Consider the following 23,163-nt stretch of genomic DNA (forward strand, 5'->3'; position numbering starts at 1 on the left):
GCGCGGCAACCCGCTTATCATTGGCCGCTTGGCCCGGACTGTTACTAATAAGACATTTTCGGGAAAACGACCGGCTCGGCGACAAGCATGTATGATGCGGCCAAGCCTCTAATATAAGTACGACGAGAAACACTATGACCAAAACCCTCATCATCGCCGAGAAGCCGTCCGTTGCGAATGACATCGCCAAGGCGCTCGGCGGCTTTACCAAGCACGATGAGTATTTCGAGTCCGACGACTACGTGCTGTCGTCGGCCGTCGGCCACCTGCTCGAGATCGCGGTGCCGGAAGAGTATGACGTCAAGCGCGGCAAGTGGAGCTTTGCCCACCTGCCGATGATTCCGCCGTATTTTGCCCTGAACCCGATCGCCAAGACCGAATCGCGGCTCAAGGTGCTCAACAAGCTCATCAAGCGCAAGGACGTGGGCGCCCTGATCAACGCATGCGACGCGGGGCGCGAGGGTGAGCTGATCTTCCGCCTGATCGTGCAGGCTTCCAAGGCCAACAAGCCGGTCAAGCGCCTGTGGCTGCAGTCGATGACCGCCGGCGCCATCCGCGACGGCTTTGCGCACCTGCGCAGCGACGAAGAGATGCTGCCGCTGGCCGACGCCGCGCGCTGCCGTTCCGAGGCCGACTGGCTGATCGGCATCAACGGCACCCGCGCCATGACCGCCTTCAACTCGAAAGAGGGCGGCTTCTACCTGACCACGGTGGGCCGGGTACAAACGCCGACGCTGTCGATCGTGGTGGACCGCGAAGAGAAGATCAAGAAGTTCGTCCCGCGCGACTACTGGGAGGTGCGCGCCGAGTTCGTCTGCGCGGCCGGCATCTACGAAGGCCGCTGGCTCGACCAGTCGTTCAAGAAGGACGAGAACGATCCCGAAAAGCGCGCCGAGCGCCTGTGGAGCAAAGCTGCCGCCGATTCGGTGGTGGCGGCCTGCCGCGGCAAGCAGGGCACGGTCACCGAGGAATCCAAGCCGACCACCTCGATGGCGCCGGCCCTGTTCGATTTGACCTCGCTGCAGCGCGAGGCCAACGGCCGCTTCGGCTTTTCGGCCAAGAATACGCTGGGCCTGGCGCAGGCGCTGTATGAAAAGCACAAGGTGCTGACCTATCCGCGTACCGATTCGCGCGCGCTGCCGGAGGACTACCTCGGCACCGTGAAATCGACCCTCGAGGTTCTCAAGGAGAACGCGAACTACCACCAGTTCGCCAAGCAGATCCTCGACAAGGGCTGGGTCAAGCCGAACAAGCGCATTTTTGATAACACCAAGATCTCGGACCACTTCGCGATCATCCCGACCGGTGTGGTGCCGAAGAACCTGTCCGAGCCCGAGCAGAAGCTGTACGACCTGGTCACGCGCCGCTTCATGGCCGTGTTCTTCCCGGCCGCCGAGTTCCTGGTCACCACCCGCTACACCACCGTGGCGGGCCACCAGTTCAAGACCGAGGGCAAGGTGATGACCAACCCCGGCTGGCTGGCCGTGTATGGCAAGGAGGTGGCCGAGGACAAGGAGGGCGGCGCGACCCTGGTGCCGGTGGCGAAGGACGAGAAGGTCCTGGCCGACAAGCTGACCGCCAACGGCCTGACCACCAAGCCGCCCGCGCGCTACACCGAAGCGACGCTGCTGTCGGCCATGGAAGGCGCGGGCAAGCTGGTCGACTCCGACGAGCTGCGCGACGCGATGGCGGGCAAGGGGCTGGGCACGCCGGCCACGCGCGCCGCGATCATCGAGGGCCTGCTGACCGAGAAGTACCTGATCCGCGAAGGCCGCGAGATGATCCCGACGGCCAAGGCGTTCCAGCTCATGACGCTCTTGCGCGGCCTGGGCGTGAACGAGCTGACCATGCCGGAGCTGACCGGCGAGTGGGAATACAAGCTGTCGCAAATGGAGCGCGGCAATATCTCGCGCGAAGAGTTCATGCAGCAGATCGCGCAGATGACCCAGGTGATCGTCAAGCGCGCCAAGGAATACAGCAGCGACACGATCCCGGGCGACTACGCGACCCTGCACACGCCGTGCCCGAACTGCGGCGGCGTGGTCAAGGAAAACTACCGCCGCTTTGCCTGCACCAAGTGCGAGTTCTCGATGTCCAAGACGCCGGGCGGGCGCCAGTTCGAGATCGAGGAAGTCGAGCAGCTGCTCAAGGACCGCACCATCGGCCCGCTGCAGGGCTTCCGCTCGAAGATGGGCCGTCCGTTCGCGGCGATCCTGCGCATCGTGCGCGACGAGGAGATCCACAACTTCAAGCTCGAGTTCGACTTCGGCCAGGACCAGCAGGAAGGGGACGAAGGCGAGGGCGTGGACTTCACCGGCCAGACCCCGCTCGGTCCGTGCCCGAAATGCGGCGCCGGGGTGTACGAGATGGGCCTGGCCTATGTGTGCGAGCACAGCGTGGCCAAGCCCAAGACCTGCGACTTCCGCAGTGGCCGCATCATCCTGCAGCAGGAGATCCTGCCCGAGCAGATGGCCAAGCTGCTGGGTGAGGGCAAGACCGACCTGCTGCCCGGCTTCGTTTCGCAGCGCACGCGCCGGCCGTTCAAGGCCTTCCTGGTGCGCGGCAAGGACGGCAAGATCAGCTTCGAGTTCGAGGAGCGCAAGGCCAAGCCGGCAGCCAAGGGCAAGGCGGCTGCCGCAGCGGCGGACGATGGCGAGGACGGCGGCAACGGCGGTGCGGCCGTGGCCACCAAGACCGCGAAGAAGGCTGCGGCGCCCAAAGCCGCGGCAAAGGCCGTGGCGCGCAAGGCGCCGGCCAAGCGGGCCAGCGCGGCAGCTAAAAAGTAAGCAATCCGGCCTGAAGAAAAACGCGAACCTCGGTTCGCGTTTTTTTTGCGGTAACTTTTTGTCACGCTTGGCTCGTCGTGATGCTAATGGGTGAAAATTGCGCATTTCACATTTTGTCCTTTATTGAAAGCCGCCTTGCTTGATATCCGCGAAAATACGTCTCAAATTTGTGACAAAAAGGCGAGGTAAACATTTCTGGCACTCACAGTTTCCGCTATATTGATCTGCAGAAATTGAACGCGCCGCGGGTCCCGCCGCGGCGCACGTAGAGGGCTCCTGTGAAACTATCCAACCTGAAAATTGCGGCCCGGTTATACCTGGGTTTTGGCGCCGTCGTGGCTGTGCTGGTGACGCTGTTCGTGATCGCCTATGCAAACTTCGCCCGGCTGGGCGCGGCGAACAACATGAATATCCATACCTACCAGGTACTGGGCGCGGTCGATGGCGCGCTGGCCAGCCTGATCGACATCGAGACGGGCGAACGCGGCTTTGCCCTGACCGGGCAGGAGGCTTCGCTTGAGCCTTACAAGGCGGGCAAGGAAGCGTTCGCCAAGTACCTGGCGCAGGCCCGTACGCTCACGGCCGATAATCCTGCCCAGCAGGCACGCCTGCAGGAACTGGGCACGCAGCAGCAGCAGTGGCTGGACGGTGTGATCGACCAGACGATCGTCCAGCGCCGCCAGGCGGGCGATGCGGACATGGCGTCGATGGTCACGCTGATGAAGGCAGGCAAGGGCAAAAAGTTCATGGACGCGATGCGCGCCCAGGTCGCCACGATCAAACAGACCGAGCTCACCCTGCTGGAGCAGCGCCAGCAGAGCGCCCGGGAATTACACGCGACGATGGCCGCAACCCTGATCGGCGGCGGCGTCGTGGCCTCGGTGCTCGCGGCCCTGGTTGCGCTGAGCCTTGCGCGCAATATCACGGCACCGCTGCGCCGCGCGCTCGACCTGGCCAAGCAGGTGGCGCAAGGTGACCTGACGGCACAGGTGCGCGTGGAGTCGAAGGACGAGACGGGCGAGCTGATGGCCGCGCTCAAGGACATGAACGCGTCGCTGCTGGGGATCGTCACCCGGGTGCGCACTGGCACGGATGCGATTGCGACCGCCTCGTCCGAGATCGCGGCCGGGAACCAGGACCTGTCCTCGCGCACCGAACAGCAGGCCAGCTCGCTGGAAGAGACCGCGTCGTCGATGGAAGAACTGACCTCGACCGTGAAGCAGAATGCGGACAACGCCCGCACCGCCAACCAGCTGGCTGCCGCCGCCTCGGGCACCGCGGCGCAGGGCGGCACGGTGGTGTCGCAGGTGGTGGAGACGATGGGCGCGATCAACGAATCGGCCAGCAAGATCGTGGACATCATCTCGGTCATCGACGGCATCGCGTTCCAGACCAACATCCTCGCGCTGAACGCGGCGGTCGAGGCGGCGCGCGCCGGCGAGCAGGGCCGCGGCTTTGCCGTGGTGGCCAGCGAGGTGCGCAACCTGGCGCAGCGCTCGGCCGCCGCGGCCAAGGAGATCAAGGTGCTGATCACCGATTCGGTGGAGAAGGTCGAAGCCGGTTCGCGCCTGGTCGACCGGGCCGGCTCGACGATGGAAGACGTGGTCGCCAGCGTCAAGCGCGTATCGGACATCATCGGCGAGATCGCCGCCGCGAGCGAGGAGCAGCGCTCCGGCATCGAGCAGGTGAACGAGGCGATCAACCAGATGGACCAGGTGACCCAGCAGAATGCGGCGCTGGTGGAGGAGGCTTCGGCCGCCGCCGAGGCGATGCAGGAACAGGCGGCCGGGCTGGCTGGCCTGGTTGGCACCTTCCGGGTGGACGAGCGCGCGCAGGGCGCCCCCGTGGCCAGGGCGGCGCTGGCCCGCAAGGCAGCGCCGCCGCCCCTGGCGGTGACGGCCACGCGCCGGCCGCAGGGCGCATCCAGCCGCAGCCCGCGCAAGGAGACCGCCATGGCGGGCGGCGGCGAGTGGGAAGCCTTTTGACGGTTCGCGCCGTCCACTAATGCATTTGTAGGGTGGGCGGCTGTGCCGCCCACGCGTTCAAACAACAGGGACGCTGCGGTAAATCATGCTTTGGTTGGACGCGTGGGCGTTCGTTCGGCCGGGCACTGCCCAGCCTCACCCCGTCCACCCTACGCGAAGGCCAGGTCGTAGGGTGGGCTCTTGAGCCCACGCGTTTGGCATGCGCCGCGTGAGTACCGCGTGGGCACAAGTGCCCACCCTACGCAAGTGGCGAAAGCCTGCGCTCAGCGCAACTCGACGCTGACCATGTTATCCGCCGGCTTGCGGTCGATGAGCTTGTTGTCGGGGTCGATGCCCGCGCGCCCTGGTACCCGGTCCACCACCAGGGTCACCTGCTGCTCGCGTCCCGTCACCAGGCGCCGCTCGCGCACGATCGGGCTGCCGTTCTTGTCGTCCACGCCGAACTCGATGTAGTCGCGCAGCGCCGCCGGCTGCTCGTCGCCCAGCTCGCCCGCGCGCACCTTGCCCGCGGTCGCATGCAGCACCACCTCGTACTTGCCGTCCGGCCGCTTGTGCGCGACGGCGCTGTCGGCGCGGTTCTCGTACAGCACGATCGACTCGAACAGGTCGTCGATGAGGTAAGCCTTGTCCGGCGGCGTGATCGCGCGCAGCGCGTCCACCAGCACCGTCGCGTTCGGGTAGGGGTTGCCGTGGTAGGCATGGCGCGCCAGGATGCCTTGCAGGGCCTGGTCCACCTTGTCCTCGCCCAGCAGGTCCTGCAGCAGGTACATCGCCAGGCTGCCCTTGCGGTAGTGGATGTAGTCCTGGTTCTCGTTCTGCGCCAGCGGCAGTTCCTTGCGGCTTTCGTGCGCGCGGCCCATCAGGTAACGGTCCAGGTCGTAGCGCAGGAAGCGCCGCATCTTGGCCGGCCCGTAGGTGTGCTGCATGACCATCAGCGCGGTGTACTCGGCCAGCGTCTCGGACAGCACCGTGCCGCCGCGCGTGTGCGCGGCCATCAGCTGGTGGCCCCACCACTGGTGCGCCACTTCGTGCGCCGTGATGTAGTAGGGGTAGTCGATGTCCTTGGGCGAGCTGTCGTCCACCTTGGCGATGAAGCCCATGCTCTCGGAGAACGGGATCATGCCCGGGAACGACTGCGCGAACTGGGCGTAGCGCGGGAACTCGACGATGCGCAGCTCGTGGTACTGGTACGGCGAGAAGCGCTGCGAGCCGTAGCTGAGCGCCGCCTTGGCGCCGCGGATCATGCGGTCCACGTTGTAGTCGTGGCCCGGATGGTAATACACGTCGATCGCCACGTCGCCCCAGCGGTCGTGCCGCACTTCGTAGCGCGCCGACTGGAACGCGTAGAAGTTCAGGATCGGCTTGGTCATCCGGTAGTGGAAGAAGCGGCGGCCGTTGGCGATCCACTCCTGCTGCAGTTCGCCAGGGGCGATCGCGACCTGGTCGGCGCTGGTGCTCACCACCGCGTCAAAGCGGATCCAGTCCGCGTCCGGACCGACCTGGTTGATCGACTGCGATGCCGCATCGTCGCGCGCGGCCATGCGTTCGCGCGGCGGCAGGCCGTGGCGCTTGCGGTCGCGCGCGTCCACCAGCTCGGCCTCCTCGCGGTAGCCGATGTGCGGCAGGATCTCGTTGGTGAAGAAGGTGCCGTTGCCCACCACCGGAGTGTCCTGGCCCAGCCCCAGCACGCCGCCGGGCGCCCAGATCAGCGTGTAGGACAGGGTCATGCGCTGCCCGCTGGCGAGCGGCTGCGCCAGCCGGTAATGGTAGAAGCCCAGCTGCCGGTCGCTTGCCACCAGCGTGGCCGGTTGCGAGAACGCCGGCTTGAACGCGGCGCTGCGGTCCTGGTACAGGATCACGTCGCGCACCGGCTGGCCGGTCCGGTTCTCCAGTTCGTACACACCCTTGACCATCAGGCTGCGCGTTTCCGGCGCGATGTCCACCTGCAGGTCGGTGCCGGTGATGCGCGGCTGCGGCAGGCTGGCGTAGCGCTTGTAGCGCAGCTCGTATTGCGCGCGCTGCTCTTCGCGCGCGAACGCGGTCTGGTAGTCGCCTGCGATTTCCAGGTTGTAGCAGAGCAGGCCGCCCATGCCGACGAACACCGCCAGGCCGGTGCCGAAACTGGCGAGCACGCCCGGCGTCAGGCAGCGGCGCGCTGCGCGCAGGCGGCTCCTGAAGTCTTCGTTGGTCCCGCGTGGCCACAGCAACAGCGACACCGACAGCAGCATCAGCGCCGCGCCGCTCCAGTACAGCAGGAAGGCGCGCTCGCGCACCAGGTGGTGGCCCACGCCGTTCATGGCAGAGTAGATGAACTCGGGCGTCACGCCGTACAGCACCAGCGGGTGATCCAGCCCGAGCGAGCCGAAGGTGACCAGCGCGATGTAGTAGAGGATAAGGGCGAAGTAGGCCAGGTATTTGTGGTTGATGACCACCTGCGCCGCGATTGCGAGCACCGCGATCAGCGCATACTCGGGCAGCATCACGCCGAACAGGCCTTGCAGGTACAGGCCCGGCTCGAGCGAGAAGTAGCCCTTGGCCAGCTGGATGCCCATGCCGGTTACCATGGCAATGGCCAGCATCAGCGCCTGCAGCGCGATCAGGCCAATGGTCTTGCCCAGAAGCGCCACCCAGCTCGGCACCGGCAGCGCGTCGATCATCTGGGCCATGCGCGCCTCGCGCTCGCGCCAGACCAGTTCGCCGGCATACAGCGTGGTCACGACGATCATGAACAGCGAGTACACCTCGCGGATCATGTCGAGGATCTGGTAGGTGACGGGATAGGTGTTGGTGCCGAACAGCGAGCCCAGGTTGAGCGAGCTGGCCACCAGTGCCAGCACGCCGGCCAGCGCGATCACGGCAAAGTAGATGTTCTTGACCGATTCGCGCACGCTGTACCAGCTGGCGCGCAGCAGGAGCAGGCCCAGGCTGCGGCGCGCGAAATCGGGCGTCTCGCGCGTGTCCACCGCGGCATGCGACAGCGCCAGCGGGGCCTGGGCTTCACCGCGCGCCTTGCCGCCCGCGTCCACGCTGCCCACGAACGAGAAGCGCCAGTAGCCGAGCACCAGCACCACCAACCCGAAGCCGGCCCAGATCAGGCGGTTCATCAGGTACACGCCTTCGAACGGAACGGCCTTGGCATTGCGTTCGGCCACACTCCAGTATTCGGTCAGGCGGATCAGGGCGGTGGTGCCGAACGGGTCGATCAGCGCGGCCAGGGTCTTGTAGTCGAGGTCGCGCGCCAGCGACGGCGCCACGATGTAACCGACCAGCATGACCACGCTGGCCACATACACCGGCAGCATGCGCCGGGTCAGCGCCGCCAGCACGAAGAAGATGGCGCCGAAGATGAACAGGTTGGGCAGCAGCGTGAGCAGGTAGGGCTGCAGGTAGGTAGAGGCGTGGATGGGGCCGAGCTTGTCGGGGTCGATTCCCGGGATCCAGCCGGCGGCCAGCGCGCCCAGCGGGATGCTCGCAAAGACGATCGCGAGCACCGCGAACGCGCCGAGGAAGCGGCCGAACACGTAGGCGTGCTTGCCGATCGGCGCGCTGAAGAAGAAGTGGTGCATCTCGCGCTCGAAGTCCTGCTGCACCGCGCGCCCCATCATCGCCGCGATCACGATCACGCCAAAGCTGCCCAAGACCGCCGACGAAATGGCGATCGAGCGCGGCGCGTTGATCGCCACGCGCGCGCCGAACGACACCACCGCGTCCTTGAACACGCCGCCGGCGGCGGCCATCCACAGCATCGCCAGCGCCAGGAAAATCAGGAAGTACACCCAGGTCGAGAGCATCCGCAGGCGCTGCTTCGCTTCGAACAGCGCAATCTCAAATATCGCCCGCATGCTTCAGCTGACCTCTTCTTCGGGCCGGTAGTGGCCCGCGATGGTGGCGAAATACACGTCTTCCAGGCTGGCCTGGGTCGGCTCGAAGCCGTCGCCGGGGTCGCGTTCGCTGTACACATGCACCAGCGTGCGGCCCATCAGGAGCCGGGTCGAGATCACCGCATGCTGCTTCTGCAGCAGCGGCAGCTCCTGCTTGGTGGCGAAGCGCGCCCAGATGCTGTCCTCGATGTCGTAGGTGAGCTTTTGCGGCTCGCCGCACAGCAGCACCTGGCCCTTGTTGATGATGGCCATGTTGGCGCACAGGTCGGCCACGTCGGACACGATGTGGGTGGACAGGATCACCGTCTTGTCCTCGCCGATGTCCGACAGCAGGTTGTGGAAGCGCACCCGCTCCTGCGGGTCCAGGCCGGCGGTGGGCTCGTCCACGATGATCAGCTGCGGGTCGCCCAGCAGCGCCTGGGCGATGCCGAAGCGCTGGCGCATGCCGCCCGAAAAGCCGCCCATGCGCTGGTGGCGCACCTCGAACAGGTTGGTCTGCTGCAGCAGGCCGTCCACCACCTCGCGCCGGCGCGCCTTGTTGGAAAGACCCTTCAGGATCGCGAAGTGGTCGAGCAGTTCATAAGCCGTCACCTTCGGGTACACGCCGAAGTCCTGCGGCAGGTAGCCCAGCAGCTGGCGCACCGCGTCCTTCTCGTCGAGCACGTCGATGTCGCCCAAAAAGACCGAGCCGGAGTCGCACTCCTGCAGCGTGGCCAAAATCCGCATCAGCGTCGACTTGCCGGCCCCGTTCGGGCCGAGCAGGCCGAACATCCCTGGCGGGATGCGCAGGCTGACGTTGTCCAGCGCCACCACGCCATTGGCGTAGGTCTTGGACAGGTTGCGGATGCGTAATTCCATGAATACTCCTCGTGGTGCGGCACATATCCGCACGATGTTGCCTTACGGACTCTTTGACGCTTGCATTGTATTAAATTGTCACCGCGCCCGGGGTGTTCTTGCGATGCGCTGCGCAATTGGGGGAGCAGAATGCGCGATTCCGGGAGCAGGGCGCGGTGATGTGTTGAATCCACGGCAGGCGGTGCGATCGGGCAATTTTTCCCAAATGCAACGGTTTGACGGGTGGCTGAACGCCTGGGCAGGGAACCTGCCCACCCTACCGGGTTCACGTAGTTACGCCGGGCCCTTCCTCGCCGATGACGAGCCGCTCGCCGTGGTAGGCATGTGGCGGCACCGCCAGGTTGACCGGCGCCGGCACGTTGCGGAAAACGCGGCCCGCCAGGTCGTACTTGGAGCCGTGGCAGGGACAGTAGAAGCCTCCGGGCCAGTCCGCGCCAAGGTCGGCGGCGCCCGGCTCGGGCCGGAAAACGGGAATGCAGCCGAGGTGGGTGCACACCGCCTCGACCACGAGGAAGGCCGGGCGCACCGAGCGGGTGGGATTGCGCGCGTATTTCGGCTGCTGGTCGGTCTGGGAGTCGGGATCGAGCAGCAGCGCGTTGTGCTTGCCCAGCGTGGCCAGCATCTGTGGCGTGCGGTGCAGCACCCAGACCGGCCTGCCGCGCCAGTTGACGGTGATGAGCGCGCCCGGTGCAACCCGGGTCACGTCCACGTCCACCGGCGCCGCCTCGGCCTTGGCGCGCTCGCTCGGTTCCATCGACGCCACGAACGGGATCGCCGTTGCAGCAAGGCCCACCGTGCCCATGCCAACGGTCGAGGCGACCAGGATGCGCCTGCGTGCCAGCTCCTTGTCGTCCAGCGGTCCGGTTTCGCTCATGTCCACGGGGTGCCTCGGCCAGGTTGATACCGGTTTGACCGGGAAAATCGCGCGCCGTTGCCATTTTTCGTTGTGCCACGCAGAAAGGTGGATAATGGCGCGATGGACACCGCAATCAAGGAAAAGGTACAGGCCGTGATGCGCCTGGCGCGCACCCGGCAGGAGTCGACGGACTGGTTCCGCGTCGCGCTGGGCCTGTATTACCTGGCCGGCCTGATGACCAGCGAGGCGATCGACTTCAAGAAGGTGGACCGGGAGTACAACCGCTTCATCTACCACACCATCGGCGGCGGCCACAGCATCACCAGCGTGCTGCAGTTCATGAGCGGGGATAAGGTGATGCCGGTGGTCCAGTCCGAGCGCTTCATGGCCGCGTTCGCCGAATGCTGTGCCGACGTACCGGCGGACACGATTCCGTTCCTGCTGTCGCTGAACCTGGGCGTGGCCAAGAATATCTCCAGGCTCGAGGTCACCGGGCCGCTGCACGAGTGGATCGAGCGCCAGCAGGCGCTGCTGGCGCAGGCGCAGCAAACGCCGGGCGAGGGCGAACGGAACGGACCGGCAGCAGGCGAAGGCCTATAATGGCGCTTTCCAGCCGTATCGTTTTGACTATTTCATGATTGCCAACCGTTCCATCAATCCCCTCGACCACCTGATCGTGGGCTTCGACCGCGCCCTGCGCGTGGTCGGTGGCGTAGCCACCTCGTCCCGTCCCAACCCGGCCGCGCATGCCGCCGACGGCGAACTGAACGAAGAGGAGCAGCGCCACAGCGCCGGCCTGATGCGCGTGAACCACGTGGGCGAGGTCTGCGCGCAGGCGCTGTACGACTCGCAGGCGCGCTTCGCCCAGACGCCGGAGGTGCGCGCCCAGTTCGAGCAGGCCGCGCGCGAGGAAGAAGACCACCTGGCCTGGACCGCGCAGCGGCTGTCCGAGCTCGGCTCGCAGCCCAGCCTGTTGAATCCCTTGTGGTATGCGGGCGCGTTTGCGCTTGGCACCATCGCCGCCAAGATGGGCGATGCGCACAGCCTGGGTTACGTGGTCGAGACCGAGCGCCAGGTCGAGGCGCACCTGAACAGCCACCTCGACGCGCTGCCCCCGCAGGACGCCAAGTCGCGCGCGATCGTGGACCAGATGCGCATCGACGAGATCGCGCACGGCGCCGCCGCCCAGTCGCTGGGCGCGACCGACATGCCGCTGCCGGTGAAAATGGCGATGCAGGCGATGGCCAAGGTGATGACCTCCACCGCCTATTACATCTGATTGTGCTGGAACGCCCGCCGTAGGGTGGGCGGGTCTCCCGCCCACGCGTCCAACGATTGCGTGAAAACCCTTACGCCTCGACGATCTCGAACGAGTGCGTGATCTCGGCCGTCTTGGCCAGCATGATCGAGGCCGAGCAGTATTTGTCGTGCGACAGGTTGACCGCGCGCTCGACCGTCGCTTCCTTCAGGTTGCGGCCGGTGACGGTGAAGTGGAAGTGGATCTTGGTGAACACCTTCGGATCGGTTTCGGCGCGCTCAGCCTTGAGGGTCACGTCGCAGCCGCGCACGTCCTCGCGCCCGCGCTTGAGGATCAGCACCACGTCGTAGGCCGTGCAGCCGCCGGTCCCCAGCAGCACCATTTCCATCGGCCGCGGCGCGAGGTTGTGGCCGCCGCCCTCGGGCGCGCCATCCATGCTGACCATGTGGCCCGAGCCGGTCTCGGCCCGGAAACTCATGCCCGACGGGCCATTCCAGCTGACTTTCACTTCCATTTGCGTTCTCCGCTATTGTGCGATGCGCTTATTGTAAGGCTTACACCGCCAGCACGTAGCGCTCGCTCTTCATCCGCCACGCGGCAAAGGCCACCGCCGCCACTGCCGGCACGGCCGAGCTGAGGAAGGTGAGCACGAACGGCACCGCTTCCACCTGCCCGGTGCGGGCCATCTCGCGCAGCAGGGTCTGGTCCGAGAGCATCGGCACCAGGTACATCCAGGTGGCCGTTTTCAGGTCGAGCATCGATACCAGCACGCCCGGCACCATCGGCACCAGCATCACGAAGCTGAGCAGGCTCTGGGCTTCCTTGAACGACTTCGAATTCATGGCCAGCGCCACCTGCACCGCAGCGGCGAACAGCGACAGCGGCAGCGCGGCGATGCACACCATGGCCAGGCCACCCCACGACAGGCTCCATGCCATGCCGATTTCTTCCAGCGGCAGCCAGGACAGCACCAGGTGCGCCAGCGCCAGTTCGAGCGTGACGCCCACCATCGCGAGCGTGCCGGCGGCCAGCCATTTGCCCACCACCAGGTCGGCGGCGCGCGCCGGCTGCGCCATCAGCACTTCGAGCGAGCGCCGTTCGCGCTCGCCGGCGGTGCTGTCGATCGCGGTGGCCATGCCCAGCATGAAGGACGGGAAGAACAGCGCGGCCAGGATGCTGCCGATCATGGCCGCCGAGCGCGAGGCGTTGGTGCCGGTGTCGTAGCGCTGCAGCTTGATCGGCGAGAGCGTGGCCGGCGACACCCCGTGCGCGAGAAGGCGCGCACCCGCGATGTTGGAGCCGTAGGCGTTGATCACGTCCTCGATGTCGCGCGGGCGCGAGCCGGTGTCGGCGGCCGAGTCGAACCACAGCTCGATCGCGGCCGGACGCATGGCCTCGTAGTTCTCGACGAACTTGTCGGACACGCGCAGCACCGCCACCGTCTTGCGGCCCTTGAGCAGGGCGGCGATGCCTTCCTCGTCCATCGGCGCGACCTCGCGCAGCGTGAAGTTCTTCTGCCTGAGCTGGGTCATCAGGTTGGGCGCCCTGGCCGCGCCGATGACGGCGACCTCGGCGCCTTCGCGCTCGGGCTTGGTGGCGCGGTTGACCATCTGCTGCAGGATAAAGCCGAGCACCACCGGGTACATCACCGTGAACAGCGCCAGCATCGCCAGCGTGCGCTTGTCGCGCAGGGTTTCGCGCAGCTCCTTCAGGAGCACCACCATGAAACGCGGCTTCATGCGAGGATCCCTTCTTCGCCCACCAGGCTGACGAACGCGTCCTCCAGGTTGGCGATGCCGGTGCGGCGGCACAGCTCACCGGGCGAGCCCTGCGCCACCGTGTGGCCCTTGGCGATCACGATCACGTCGTCGCACAGGTGGGTCACCTCCTGCATCACGTGGGTGGCCATCAGCACGCAGCAGCCTTCCGCGCGCAGCGCCGACAGCGCGTGGCGCAGCGCGCGCGTGCTCATCACGTCCAGGCCGCGGCTTGGTTCATCCAGCAGCAGGTGGCGCGGCCGGTGCAGCAGCGTGCGCGCCAGCGCCACCTTGATGCGCTGGCCCTGCGAGAAGCCCTTGCAGCGGCGGTCGATGATGTCGTCCATCGACAGCATCTCCGATACCGCGTCGATGCGGCTGTCCAGTGCGCGGCCGCCCATGCCGTTCAACTCGCCGAAGTAGGCCAGGTACTCGCGCGTGGACAGGCGCTCGTACAGCCCGAACTGGTCGGTCAAGAAGCCGATGTTGTTGCGCACTTTGAGCGGGTCGCGCTCGGGATCGACGCCGTCGATCAGGATGGTGCCGTGGTCGCGCCGCAACAGGCCCACCAGCGTGCGCAGCAGCGTGGTCTTGCCGGCGCCGTTGGGGCCGAGCAGCGCCGTGATCTGGCCGTCGCGCGCGGTGAAGCTCACCCCGCCCAGCGCCTTCACACCGCCAAATTGTTTGCGTACTTCGTCAACTTCGATCATGGGCTGGAGGGGTCAGGGTTGCGGGCCGGCGCTGCCGAGCTGGAAGGTCGGCGCCGGGATCTCGGACAGGCAGCGCGCGTCCACCGGCTTGTCCGGGCGGTCGAGGAATTCGCGCAGCACGCGCGCCGCGCACGGCAGCTGCGACACGCCATGGCCGGCATTGGCCACCACCACGTGCTGGGCGTGCGCCATGTGGCGCGCCGCCTCTTCGGCGCGGTGCGGCGGCGTGACCGGGTCGAGCGCGCCGGACAGCAGCAGGGCCGGCGCGTCGATGCGCGACGGCGCCTTGTAGGGCACGGCCGGCACCTTCATCGCCGCGCACAAGGGCACGATGCGCTTTGCCATCGGCGCTGTGAGCACGCCCGCGTCGGCGGCCAGCAGCGCGGGCGTCATGCGCGGCACGTCCTCGGCGCAGACCACGGCCAGGTGCAGCAGCAGCGCATTCGAGCCTTCCGCCGACAGGTCGGAGAACAGGTTCTGGCGCGCCACGAACGGCGCCCAGTTGCCCTGGTAGGCCGTGTGGACCAGGAACGGCAGGCGGCGCGCGTCGGCCGGGCTGTACAGGATGTTGTGGACGGTGCCGAGAAAGCGCGTACTGGACATGGTGAAGCTCACCGGGCGCGCGGTGCGCGGGTCGGGCAGCGACAGCTTGACGCCGGCCGCGGCGCTCTCGACCAGCGCCGCAAATTCCTGCTTCAGGCTGGGGTAGGCCTTGTGGCAGGCGGCGTCGCGCGCGCACAGGTCGAATACCTTGTCGAGTGACGCCTGGCTGTCGCGCCCTCCCGCCGGGATCACCTGGTCGGGCGCGGCGACGGCATCGAGCAGCAGGGTGCGCACCGAACCCGGATAGGCACGGGCGTAGGCTTGCGCCAGGCGGGTGCCGTACGAGCCGCCCCAGACGTTGATTTTGCCGTAGCCCAGCGCCTGGCGCACCTGCTCGATGTCGCGGGCGGCGGCCTGGGTGGTGTAGGCGGCAAACGGCGCGCGCGAGTTGGCAATGCAAGCGCGCACCAGCGCGTCGAGCTGCTCGTCGCCCATCGTGTCTTCCTGCGGCATCGGGCAATCCAGCTTGCCCGACAGGCCGGTGCCGCGCTGGTCGATGAAGACGATGTCGCGGGTGGCGCGGGCGCGCTTGAAGGCGCCCGAGAGCAGCGGCAGCACGTCGCTGCCGGCTTCGCCCGGGCCGCCGGCCAGCACGAACAGCGGGTCGGGACGCGCGGCCTCGCGATAGGCGCGCGCCACGGTGACGTGCAGCCTGAGGGTGCCGGCACCCGGCTTGCCATAGTCCAGCGGCACCGGCAGCGTCATGCAACGCAGCGCGTCTTCCGAGCCGGGCAGGTGGCAGGTGCGTTCGCTTGGCGGCTCCGTCGCCCGCGCCGGGGTGGCCAGCAGCAGCGCCAGGGCCGTCGCCAACGGTAACTTGTATTTCACAGGCACTCCTATTCTGGTCGGAGTCATAATAATTTGGCAATCGCGGCGAGGTCAACGGTAGGCTCAAGGTCCACTCTAGACCAAATTTCCTATTTGCAACTTAACCTTGGTTGAATGCGCCCACGCCACAAGGCTGCGCGGCTGGGTTGACCCGGGAGCCCGTTGTCCGCTATCATGGCAGGCTTTCCGTTTGCTCAGGAAAAGACAATAAGGTCGAGTCCGCGCCAGCGAGGGCGGAACCACCGCGTAATTTGAGCATTTAACCAATTTAGGAAGTCAACATGAAAACTTTTTCCGCTAAAGGACATGAAGTCCAGCGCGACTGGTTCGTGATTGACGCGACGGACAAAGTCCTCGGACGTGTTGCCAGCGAAGTGGCACTCCGACTGCGCGGCAAGCACAAACCGGAATTCACTCCGCACGTCGACACCGGCGACTACATCGTCGTGATCAATGCAGGCAAACTGCGCGTGACCGGCACCAAAGCGAACAACAAGGTGTACTACCGTCACTCGGGCTACCCGGGCGGTATCTACGAAACCAACTTCCTGAAAATGCAACAGCGTTTTCCGGGTCGTGCGCTGGAAAAGGCCGTCAAGGGCATGCTGCCCAAGGGTCCGCTCGGCTACGCGATGTTCAAGAAGCTGAAAGTGTATGCGGAAGGTACCCACCCGCACGCTGCCCAGCAACCCCAAGCACTCGAGATCTAAGGAGCTGACTCATGATCGGTAACTACAACTACGGCACTGGCCGTCGCAAGAGTGCAGTCGCTCGCGTGTTCATCAAGGCCGGCACCGGCCAGATCACCGTGAACGGCAAACCGGCAGCGGAATACTTTTCGCGTGAAACCGGCCTGATGGTCATCCGTCAACCGCTGGAACTGACCGGCAACGTCGAGCGTTTCGACATCAAGGTCAACGTGCACGGTGGCGGTGAGTCGGGCCAGGCAGGCGCCGTCCGTCACGGCATCACCCGCGCCCTGATCGACTACGATGCAGGCCTGAAGGGCGACCTGGCACGTGCCGGTTTCGTCACCCGCGATGCCCGCGAAGTCGAGCGTAAGAAGGTCGGCCTGCGCAAAGCACGCCGCGCCAAGCAGTTCTCGAAGCGTTAATCGCTGCCGCAGCGTTCATCGCTGCTGCAAAATCAGCCGCCCGCTGCAAAGCCGGCGGCTTTTTTTTGCTCGTTGGCGGTAGGGTGGGCTCTCGAGCCCACGCGCTGTCACGCGCCGCGTGTTTTCCGCGTGGGCTCGAGAGCCCACCCTACGCCGCTCGTTCAGCCCACCCTACGCCGCTCGTTCAGCCCACCCTACGCAGCTCGTTCAGCGCAGCAGCGCCTCCACGGTCTGCTGCACCTGCCAGGCTTCGTCCAGCGTGGCGAGCGTATGCGGCGCGCCGGCGCAAAAAGCCCGCAATTGCTCGACCAGCCCTTCGCGCGTTTGCCGGTAGCTCGTTTCCTTGTCCGCCGCCCCGACCGGGTGCCATTCGCCGCCGATGCGGCGCTGCACGCAGTACCAGTCGTGCATGCGCAGCGCGCCGTCGGTGCCGACAAAGGTGCAGCGGTTGTCGTCGTCGATGGCGCCGGCCACGGCGGCGTCGATCTCCACCGGCGTGTCGCCGATCCGCAGCTGCGCCTGCAGGCTGGTTTCGGCTGCGGCCGGATCGCGGGGATAGACCACCGCATGCGCCAGGACGTGCGGCGTGCCGAGCTGGCGGACCAGCAGGAACAGGAAGTGCGACAGGACTTCGCGGCAAAAGCCGCCCTCGGCCCGCTGCGCCAGCCAGGTCGCATCTGCTTGCCAGGGCCGCGGCCATTGCCGAAAGCGCAGGCGCACCTCGGCACGCGTGACCCGGCCCACCGCACCGTCGCGCAGCAGAGCGGCCAGCATGGCCACCGGCGGCGATGCGCCAAACACGAAGTTGACGGCCACGCGCCAGCCTTCGCGCCGGGCGCGCGCCACCAGCGTGGCGGCGGCGTCGACATCCAGGGCCAGCGGTTTTTCGCACAGGACCGCTTTCCCGGCTTCGGCCGCGGCGGCCAGGTACTGCAAGTGGGTGCCGGGCGGCGAGGCGATGTACACCAGGTCCACGTCCGGGTCGGTGAGGACCGCCTCGGCGCTGGGGCGCATGGCGTTGTGCGCCAGCGCGGCCATCGCCGCACGCGCCTGCGGCGCCGGGTCCCAGGCGGCGGCAATCTCGAACTGCCCGGATGCGACCAGCCGGGGCGCAAGCGCCCGGGCCATCGTGCCGCATCCAATGATTCCTAGTCTGTATGGAGACATACGATTCCCGGGCCGGATCAGCCGGCGGCGTTCAGTTGGGTGAAGGGCTTGAGGTCCGTATAGTTGGCCACGTCGGCCATGATCTCGGCCCCGTGCTCGGCCAGGCCGGCGGCCAGGCGTTCGCCGTCGCTGCACAGCAGGTGGCCCACGGCGAGAAAGCGCGGCGGATTGCCGTCGGCGTCGGGCAGGCCGCGGTCGACCTCGAAACCCTTGACGCCAAATGCCTGCAGGCGCTGCATCACCATCGGGAAGTGCTGGTCGCGGTAGTAGTCGAAGTCGAAACGGGCGGCGGCGTCGAACGGGTAGAACACGGACAGTTTGATCATGATGTTTCTCCTGATTGAGAGGGAAGGGCCTGGCCGTCGCCGGCCAGGATGGCGAGCCACTGGTCCACGCCCCGGTAGAGTGTGGACAGCAGCAGGTTTTCGTCGTGACTGTGCTGGTTGCAGTCGTCGTTCGAAATCGGCATGGTGATGACCGACAGGCCAGCGCGGGCAAAGTGGTGGAAGGCGAGGCTGCCGCCTTCGCTGGGCTCGAGCACGAGCTCTTGGCCCAGCAGCGCGCGCAGCCTGGCGACGATGCGCCGGCCAGCCGCATGGTCGAGCGGGGTGCGGGTGGCGGGAAAGCCGGCCAGGCAGTCCAGCTGCACCACCGGCCCGCATTGCCGGAGCGTGGCCGCCGTCGGCGTGCCGTCAACAATGGGGTAGCCGAGTGCCGCGATCCCGTCGCGCAGCTGTGCGCAGACTGCTTCGGGCGCCATGCCTTCGACCAGGCGCAGGTCGAATTCCGCGACCGCGCTGCCTGGCACAACGTTGCGCGCGCCAGCGCCGACGCCACCGGCGGCCAGGCCGCGCAGGTTGAAGGTGGGCTGGTTGATCAGCATTTGCAGGCTGTCGCGCGGCAGCTCGCGCATGCCGAGCCGCTGGGCTACCTCGTGCTCGATCGGCGGCACGGCGGCGATCGCGGCCAGGCTTGAGGCGTCCAGCGGCGCCGCGTCCTTGCCGTAGCCGGGCAGCCGCGCGCGGCCGTCGCCATCCACCAGCGCGCCGATCAGGTGCGCCAGCTGCACCGCCGCGTTGGGCGCAAAGCCGCCGAAATGGCCGCTGTGCGCATCGTGCGCCGCCGCATGCAAGGTCAGGCGGGCTTGCACGATGCCGCGCACGCCGAAGGCCACCGTCGGCAGGCCGCTCTGGTGCAATTCGCCCGATGCCGAAATGACCAGGTCCGCGTCCAGGCGCGCGCCGTGCCGGTCGATGATGCCGGCCAGTCCCGGCGATTCGCGCTCTTCCTCGCCGTCGAACAGGAATTTCAGGTTCATCGCCGGCGCCATGCCGGCGGCACGCAGCACGTCCAGCGCCGACAGTACCGCCACGATGGCGTTCTTCGAATCGGCGGCGGAGCGCGCATACAGCCGCCAGCTTGGCTCGATCGCGGCTGGCGAGGCCGGCCAGTGCACGAAGCCGGAGTCGGCGCCGCCGCTGCGCAGCCGGGGCTCGTAGGGCGGCGAGTGCCAGCCTTCGCCAGCGGGCACGCCGTCGTAGTGGCTGTAGATGAGCAGCGTCTCGCGCACACCAAGGCGGCATAGCTCGCCATAGACGTAGGGGCGGCCGCTGGCGGTTGGCCACAGCTCGGAGTGGATGCCGCGGCGCGCCAGCATCTCGCGCAGGTGGCCGGCGTTTGCCTGAATCGCGGCGCTGTCCTCGACGTCGTTGGGCACGCGCAGCCACGCGGCCAGTTCATCCAGGATGACCAGCGCGCGTTGGCGGCGGAGGGACTGCAGGGTGGCAAGCGTTCTCATTGAATCCGTACAATATGTTTTTGAACATTAAATGTAATGGTACACTTGACGGAATGATGCAGTCAAAAAGAAAATTGTTTCATGACAAATTGGATACCTGAGCTACCCGCCAGCGGTGACAAGCCGATCTATCTGGCGATCGTCGATGCGCTGCAGGACGCGATCCGCAAGGCCGTGCTGCCGGCCGGCGCGCGCCTGCCCGCACAACGCGAGCTGGCCAAGGCGCTGGGCGTGACCGTCGGCACCGTCAGCCGCGCCTTCATCGAGGCGCAGCGCCGCGGCCTGATCGAATGCGGGGTCGGCAGCGGCAGTTACGTGCGGCGGGCGAGCGATGCGCTTGCCGACGCCGCGATCGACCTGCGCACCCACGCCCCGGCCTTCCCCGAGGGCATCGACGGGCGCGACATGCTCGAACAGGCGCTGGCTGGTTGCCTGCGCGGCGACGGGCTTGCCGGCCTGCTCGCGCCCGAGGTCACCGGGGAGAATCCGGCGCACCGCGAGGCCGCGGTGGCCTGGCTTGCGCGCTGTGGCGTTGCGGCCAGCAGCGCCAGCGTCCTGATCGCGGCGGGCGCGCAGAACGGCCTGTATGCCATCCTGGCGACCTTGTCCCGCCCCGGCGGTGTGGTCCTGTGCGAGGCGTTCACCAATCCCGGTTTCATGCTGGCCGCGCGCCAGCTGGGCCTGGCGCTGGTGGAGGTCGCGAGCGACGGGGAGGGCGTGTTGCCGGACGCCGTGGCGCAGGCATGCGAGCAGCACGCGCCGTGCGCCCTGTACTGCCAGCCGACCTGGGCCAACCCAACGGCGGCCACCATGTCGCCGGCCCGCCGCAAGGCCCTGGCGGCGGTGCTGGAGCGGCACGACCTGCCGATGATCGAGGACGACGACTACGGCCCGCTGGCGCCCGAGGGCTTGCCGCCGCTGGCTTCGCTCGCCCCCGCGCAGGTGTTTTACCTCGCCAGCCTGTCCAAGCCGATCGGTTTCGGCTTGCGGCTGGCCTACGTGCAGGCGCCGCCACGCTGGCAGGCCGCGCTGCAGTCGCAGTTGCGGGCGACCATCTGGATGGTCTCGCCGCTGGTGACCGAGCTGGCGGCGAGCTGGCAGCGCCAGGGCCTGGCCGACAAGATCCTGCGCTGGCGCCGCGACGAGGCAGCCGCCCGTGCGCAGCTGGCGCAGCAGCACTTGGGCGTGCCCGTCAACGGCATGGCCAGCCACGTCTGGATCGCGCTGGCGCCGGGCTGGCGCGGCGACCGCTTTGCCCAGGGGCTGGAGCGGCAGGGCGTGCTGCTGGCCGCGGGCGAGAGCTTTGCCGTGCAGCCGAGCGCGCGCGGCTACGTGCGCCTGACCCTGGGCGCAGTGCCGCGTCGCGCCAGCCTTGCGCGCGGGCTCGAGCTAGTGGGCGCGGCGCTGCGCCAGCCGCCGGAGATCGAATTGCTGTGAGCAAAAGCCGGCGCAACGCGTGCCCGCCGGCATGGCGGCCGCGAGACTGCTAAAATTGCACCCTCGGCCGAAAGGCAATGTCTCATCACAAGGAAACCACAATGATCAAAGTTGGCATCGTCGGCGGAACCGGTTACACGGGCGTGGAATTGCTGCGGCTGTTAGCCGTTCACCCGCAGGTGGAGCTGACCGCCATCACTTCGCGCAAGGAAGACGGACTGCCGGTCGCCGACATGTTCCCGTCGCTGCGCGACCGCGTGAACCTGGCTTTCTCCGCGCCCGACAAGGCCGACCTGACCAAGTGCGACGTCGTGTTTTTTGCCACCCCGCACGGCGTGGCCATGGCGCAGGCGCCCGAGCTGCTCAAGGCCGGCGTCAAGGTAATCGACCTGGCCGCCGACTTCCGCATCAAGGACGCGTCCGTGTTCGAGAAGTGGTACAAGATTCCCCACACTGCCCCCGAGCTGCTGGAAGAGGCGGTGTACGGCCTGGTCGAGCTGAACCGCGAGCAGATCAAGGGCGCGCGCCTGATCGCCAACCCGGGCTGCTACCCGACCACCATGCAGCTGGGCTATTACCCGCTGCTCAAGGCCGGCGTGATCGACGCGGGCAACCTGATCGCCGACTCCAAGTCCGGCGTATCGGGCGCCGGCCGCAAGGCCGAGATCGGCACCCTGTTCTCGGAAGCGAGCGACAACTTCAAGGCCTACGGCGTGGCCGGCCACCGCCACACCCCGGAAACCTCGGCCCAGCTGCAGCGTTACACCGGCCAGAAAGTCGGCCTGATCTTCACCCCGCACCTGGTGCCGATGATCCGCGGCATGTTCTCGACCCTGTACGCCAAGCTGACCCGCGACATCGACAACGCCGCGTTGCAGGCGCTGTTCGAGGCCGAGTACAAGGATTCGCAGTTCGTGGACGTGATGCCGTTCGGTTCGCTGCCGGAAACCCGCTCCACGCGCGGCTCGAACATGCTGCGCATCGCGCTGCATCGCCCCGAGAATGGCGACACGGTCGTGATCCTGGTGGTGCAGGACAACCTGGTCAAGGGCGCCTCCGGCCAGGCCGTGCAGTGCATGAACCTGATGTTCGGCCTGCCGGAAGAGACCGGTTTGCAACAGATCGCGCTGTTGCCGTAACGGATTTGCACCCCTGCGGCGTCGTTTTCGGCTGAGCCGGACACGATCTAGATCAAAGCGGTAACTGTTGAGCGAGATAAATTGACCTCTGGTTGGTTTTACAAGCTCCGTCCGTTCCCGTCATTTCTTGCAGGGGTGCCATCATGTTCGGTCGTAATGCCAAAAGCGAAATAGACAGCCTGGTCGGTATTTCCGCCCGCATCGAGGGCGACCTGATGTTCACGGGCGGCCTGCGCATCGATGGCGAGGTACACGGCAACGTGGTAGCCGGCGACGGCGCTGACAGCGTGCTGATCGTCTCCGAGCACGCGCGCATCGAGGGTGAGGTGCGCTGCGCCAACCTGGTGGTGAATGGCTATATTGCCGGTACGGTTTATTCCTCCGAGCTACTTGAATTACAGCCAAAAGGCCGCATACATGGAGATGTCCATTACAAGCTGCTCGAGATGCACGGTGGCGCTCTTGTTACCGGGAAATTAACCCATCAACAGACGGGCGAGCCGGTCTTCCACCTGGCGGTGGGGGCGGAGGTGACCGAAGCATGACTTTCGCCGAGCGACTATAATGGACGGCAAACCGAATCCATCCAGGAGTTACCAAATGACTGCAGTCGCTGACGTGCAAGAAAACACCATCCCGACGCCCATCGTGTTCACCGACAGCGCCGCTCAAAAGGTTGCGCAACTGATCGAGGAAGAGGGCAATCCCGACCTGAAACTGCGCGTGTTCGTGCAGGGCGGCGGCTGCTCGGGCTTCCAGTACGGGTTCACGTTCGACGAAATCGTCAACGAAGACGACACCACCATGGTCAAGAACGGCGTCCAGCTGCTGATCGACTCGATGAGCTACCAGTACCTGGTTGGCGCCGAGATCGACTACAAGGACGACCTCGAAGGCGCGCAGTTCGTGATCAAGAACCCGAACGCCAACTCGACCTGCGGCTGCGGTTCGTCGTTCTCGGCCTAAGCCGGCACCACCAGCTTCAA

The 23,163-nt window shown here is 66.6% G+C and carries 20 protein-coding genes; 10 read left to right on the forward strand and 10 right to left on the reverse strand.

The genetic code is table 11. The features are described 5' to 3' along the window. Positions 1–134: 134 nt before the first annotated feature. Both NX774_RS22840 and NX774_RS22845 read left to right on the forward strand, forming a co-directional pair. Positions 135–2,786 (forward strand): DNA topoisomerase III, encoded by a 2,652-nt coding sequence (locus NX774_RS22840; RefSeq protein WP_258824598.1) that lies wholly within the window; start codon positions 135–137, stop codon positions 2,784–2,786. A gap of 278 nt (positions 2,787–3,064) precedes the next feature. Continuing rightward, on the forward strand, positions 3,065–4,771 hold the full coding sequence (locus tag NX774_RS22845; RefSeq protein WP_258824599.1) for a methyl-accepting chemotaxis protein: 1,707 nt from the start codon (positions 3,065–3,067) through the stop codon (positions 4,769–4,771). A gap of 263 nt (positions 4,772–5,034) precedes the next feature. On the opposite strand, the gene NX774_RS22850 is transcribed toward NX774_RS22845, so the two are convergent. The 3 genes from NX774_RS22850 to petA all read right to left on the reverse strand — a co-directional run bounded on the left by NX774_RS22850 (position 5,035) and on the right by petA (position 10,384). Then, complete coding sequence (locus tag NX774_RS22850; RefSeq protein WP_258824600.1) at positions 5,035–8,613, reverse strand: ABC transporter permease/M1 family aminopeptidase; 3,579 nt, start codon at positions 8,611–8,613, stop codon at positions 5,035–5,037. A 3-nt stretch (positions 8,614–8,616) separates the two neighbouring features. Then, the gene (locus tag NX774_RS22855; protein ID WP_258824601.1) at positions 8,617–9,510 is read right to left on the reverse strand and encodes an ABC transporter ATP-binding protein; all 894 of its coding nucleotides are present in this window, start codon (positions 9,508–9,510) and stop codon (positions 8,617–8,619) included. A gap of 265 nt (positions 9,511–9,775) precedes the next feature. Continuing rightward, positions 9,776–10,384 (reverse strand): ubiquinol-cytochrome c reductase iron-sulfur subunit, encoded by a 609-nt coding sequence (gene petA / locus NX774_RS22860; RefSeq protein ID WP_258824602.1) that lies wholly within the window; start codon positions 10,382–10,384, stop codon positions 9,776–9,778. A gap of 102 nt (positions 10,385–10,486) precedes the next feature. Between petA and NX774_RS22865 the strand changes: the two genes are divergently transcribed. Further along, the gene (locus tag NX774_RS22865; protein WP_258824603.1) at positions 10,487–10,966 is read left to right on the forward strand and encodes a hypothetical protein; all 480 of its coding nucleotides are present in this window, start codon (positions 10,487–10,489) and stop codon (positions 10,964–10,966) included. A 34-nt stretch (positions 10,967–11,000) separates the two neighbouring features. Further along, the gene (gene coq7 / locus NX774_RS22870; RefSeq protein ID WP_258824604.1) at positions 11,001–11,645 is read left to right on the forward strand and encodes a 2-polyprenyl-3-methyl-6-methoxy-1,4-benzoquinone monooxygenase; all 645 of its coding nucleotides are present in this window, start codon (positions 11,001–11,003) and stop codon (positions 11,643–11,645) included. A gap of 70 nt (positions 11,646–11,715) precedes the next feature. Here coq7 and NX774_RS22875 read toward each other — a convergent pair whose 3' ends face one another. From NX774_RS22875 to NX774_RS22890, 4 genes are read right to left on the reverse strand one after another with little or no spacing between them, the layout of a single operon-like run. Next, positions 11,716–12,138, reverse strand: a complete 423-nt coding sequence (locus NX774_RS22875; RefSeq protein ID WP_258824605.1) for an OsmC family protein — start codon at positions 12,136–12,138, stop codon at positions 11,716–11,718. Positions 12,139–12,178: 40 nt separating this feature from the next. Then, a complete protein-coding gene (locus NX774_RS22880; protein ID WP_258824606.1) occupies positions 12,179–13,363 on the reverse strand; it encodes an ABC transporter permease in 1,185 nt (394 codons plus the stop codon). Continuing rightward, positions 13,360–14,091, reverse strand: coding sequence for an ABC transporter ATP-binding protein (locus NX774_RS22885; RefSeq protein ID WP_258824607.1), 732 nt, complete (start codon positions 14,089–14,091; stop codon positions 13,360–13,362). Before NX774_RS22885 ends, NX774_RS22880 begins: the two co-directional genes overlap by 4 nt. 12 nt (positions 14,092–14,103) lie before the next feature. Next, positions 14,104–15,522 carry an alpha/beta fold hydrolase gene (locus NX774_RS22890; protein WP_258824608.1) on the reverse strand — a complete coding sequence of 473 codons (1,419 nt, stop codon included), beginning with the start codon at positions 15,520–15,522 and terminating at the stop codon, positions 14,104–14,106. Positions 15,523–15,803: 281 nt separating this feature from the next. Between NX774_RS22890 and rplM the strand changes: the two genes are divergently transcribed. Further along, entirely contained in the window at positions 15,804–16,232 is a 429-nt protein-coding gene (rplM, locus tag NX774_RS22895; RefSeq protein ID WP_258824609.1) for a 50S ribosomal protein L13, read from the forward strand. Positions 16,233–16,243: 11 nt separating this feature from the next. Then, a complete protein-coding gene (gene rpsI / locus NX774_RS22900; protein ID WP_258824610.1) occupies positions 16,244–16,636 on the forward strand; it encodes a 30S ribosomal protein S9 in 393 nt (130 codons plus the stop codon). A gap of 207 nt (positions 16,637–16,843) precedes the next feature. On the opposite strand, the gene NX774_RS22905 is transcribed toward rpsI, so the two are convergent. Genes NX774_RS22905 through NX774_RS22915 form a run of 3 tightly spaced genes read right to left on the reverse strand, consistent with a single transcriptional unit; the run spans position 16,844 to position 19,601 of the window. After that, positions 16,844–17,803: a Gfo/Idh/MocA family protein gene (locus NX774_RS22905; RefSeq protein WP_258824611.1), complete on the reverse strand. Its 960-nt coding sequence runs from the start codon at positions 17,801–17,803 to the stop codon at positions 16,844–16,846. Positions 17,804–17,820: 17 nt separating this feature from the next. Further along, complete coding sequence (locus tag NX774_RS22910) at positions 17,821–18,129, reverse strand: EthD family reductase (protein WP_258824612.1); 309 nt, start codon at positions 18,127–18,129, stop codon at positions 17,821–17,823. Further along, positions 18,126–19,601: a M20/M25/M40 family metallo-hydrolase gene (locus NX774_RS22915; RefSeq protein WP_258824613.1), complete on the reverse strand. Its 1,476-nt coding sequence runs from the start codon at positions 19,599–19,601 to the stop codon at positions 18,126–18,128. Before NX774_RS22915 ends, NX774_RS22910 begins: the two co-directional genes overlap by 4 nt. 81 nt (positions 19,602–19,682) lie before the next feature. Between NX774_RS22915 and NX774_RS22920 the strand changes: the two genes are divergently transcribed. From NX774_RS22920 to erpA, 4 genes are all read left to right on the forward strand, one after another. Then, a complete protein-coding gene (locus NX774_RS22920; protein ID WP_258824614.1) occupies positions 19,683–21,038 on the forward strand; it encodes an aminotransferase-like domain-containing protein in 1,356 nt (451 codons plus the stop codon). 101 nt (positions 21,039–21,139) lie between these two features. Next, complete coding sequence (gene argC, locus NX774_RS22925; RefSeq protein WP_258824615.1) at positions 21,140–22,177, forward strand: N-acetyl-gamma-glutamyl-phosphate reductase; 1,038 nt, start codon at positions 21,140–21,142, stop codon at positions 22,175–22,177. Between the two features lie 143 nt (positions 22,178–22,320). Next, complete coding sequence (locus tag NX774_RS22930; protein WP_258824616.1) at positions 22,321–22,722, forward strand: bactofilin family protein; 402 nt, start codon at positions 22,321–22,323, stop codon at positions 22,720–22,722. A gap of 55 nt (positions 22,723–22,777) precedes the next feature. Continuing rightward, a complete protein-coding gene (gene erpA, locus NX774_RS22935; RefSeq protein WP_258824617.1) occupies positions 22,778–23,143 on the forward strand; it encodes an iron-sulfur cluster insertion protein ErpA in 366 nt (121 codons plus the stop codon). The last annotated feature ends 20 nt before the right edge of the window (positions 23,144–23,163 follow it).

Origin of the sequence: Massilia agilis (genome assembly GCF_024756255.1) — a bacterium.
GTDB classification, from domain to species: domain Bacteria; phylum Pseudomonadota; class Gammaproteobacteria; order Burkholderiales; family Burkholderiaceae_D; genus Telluria; species Telluria agilis.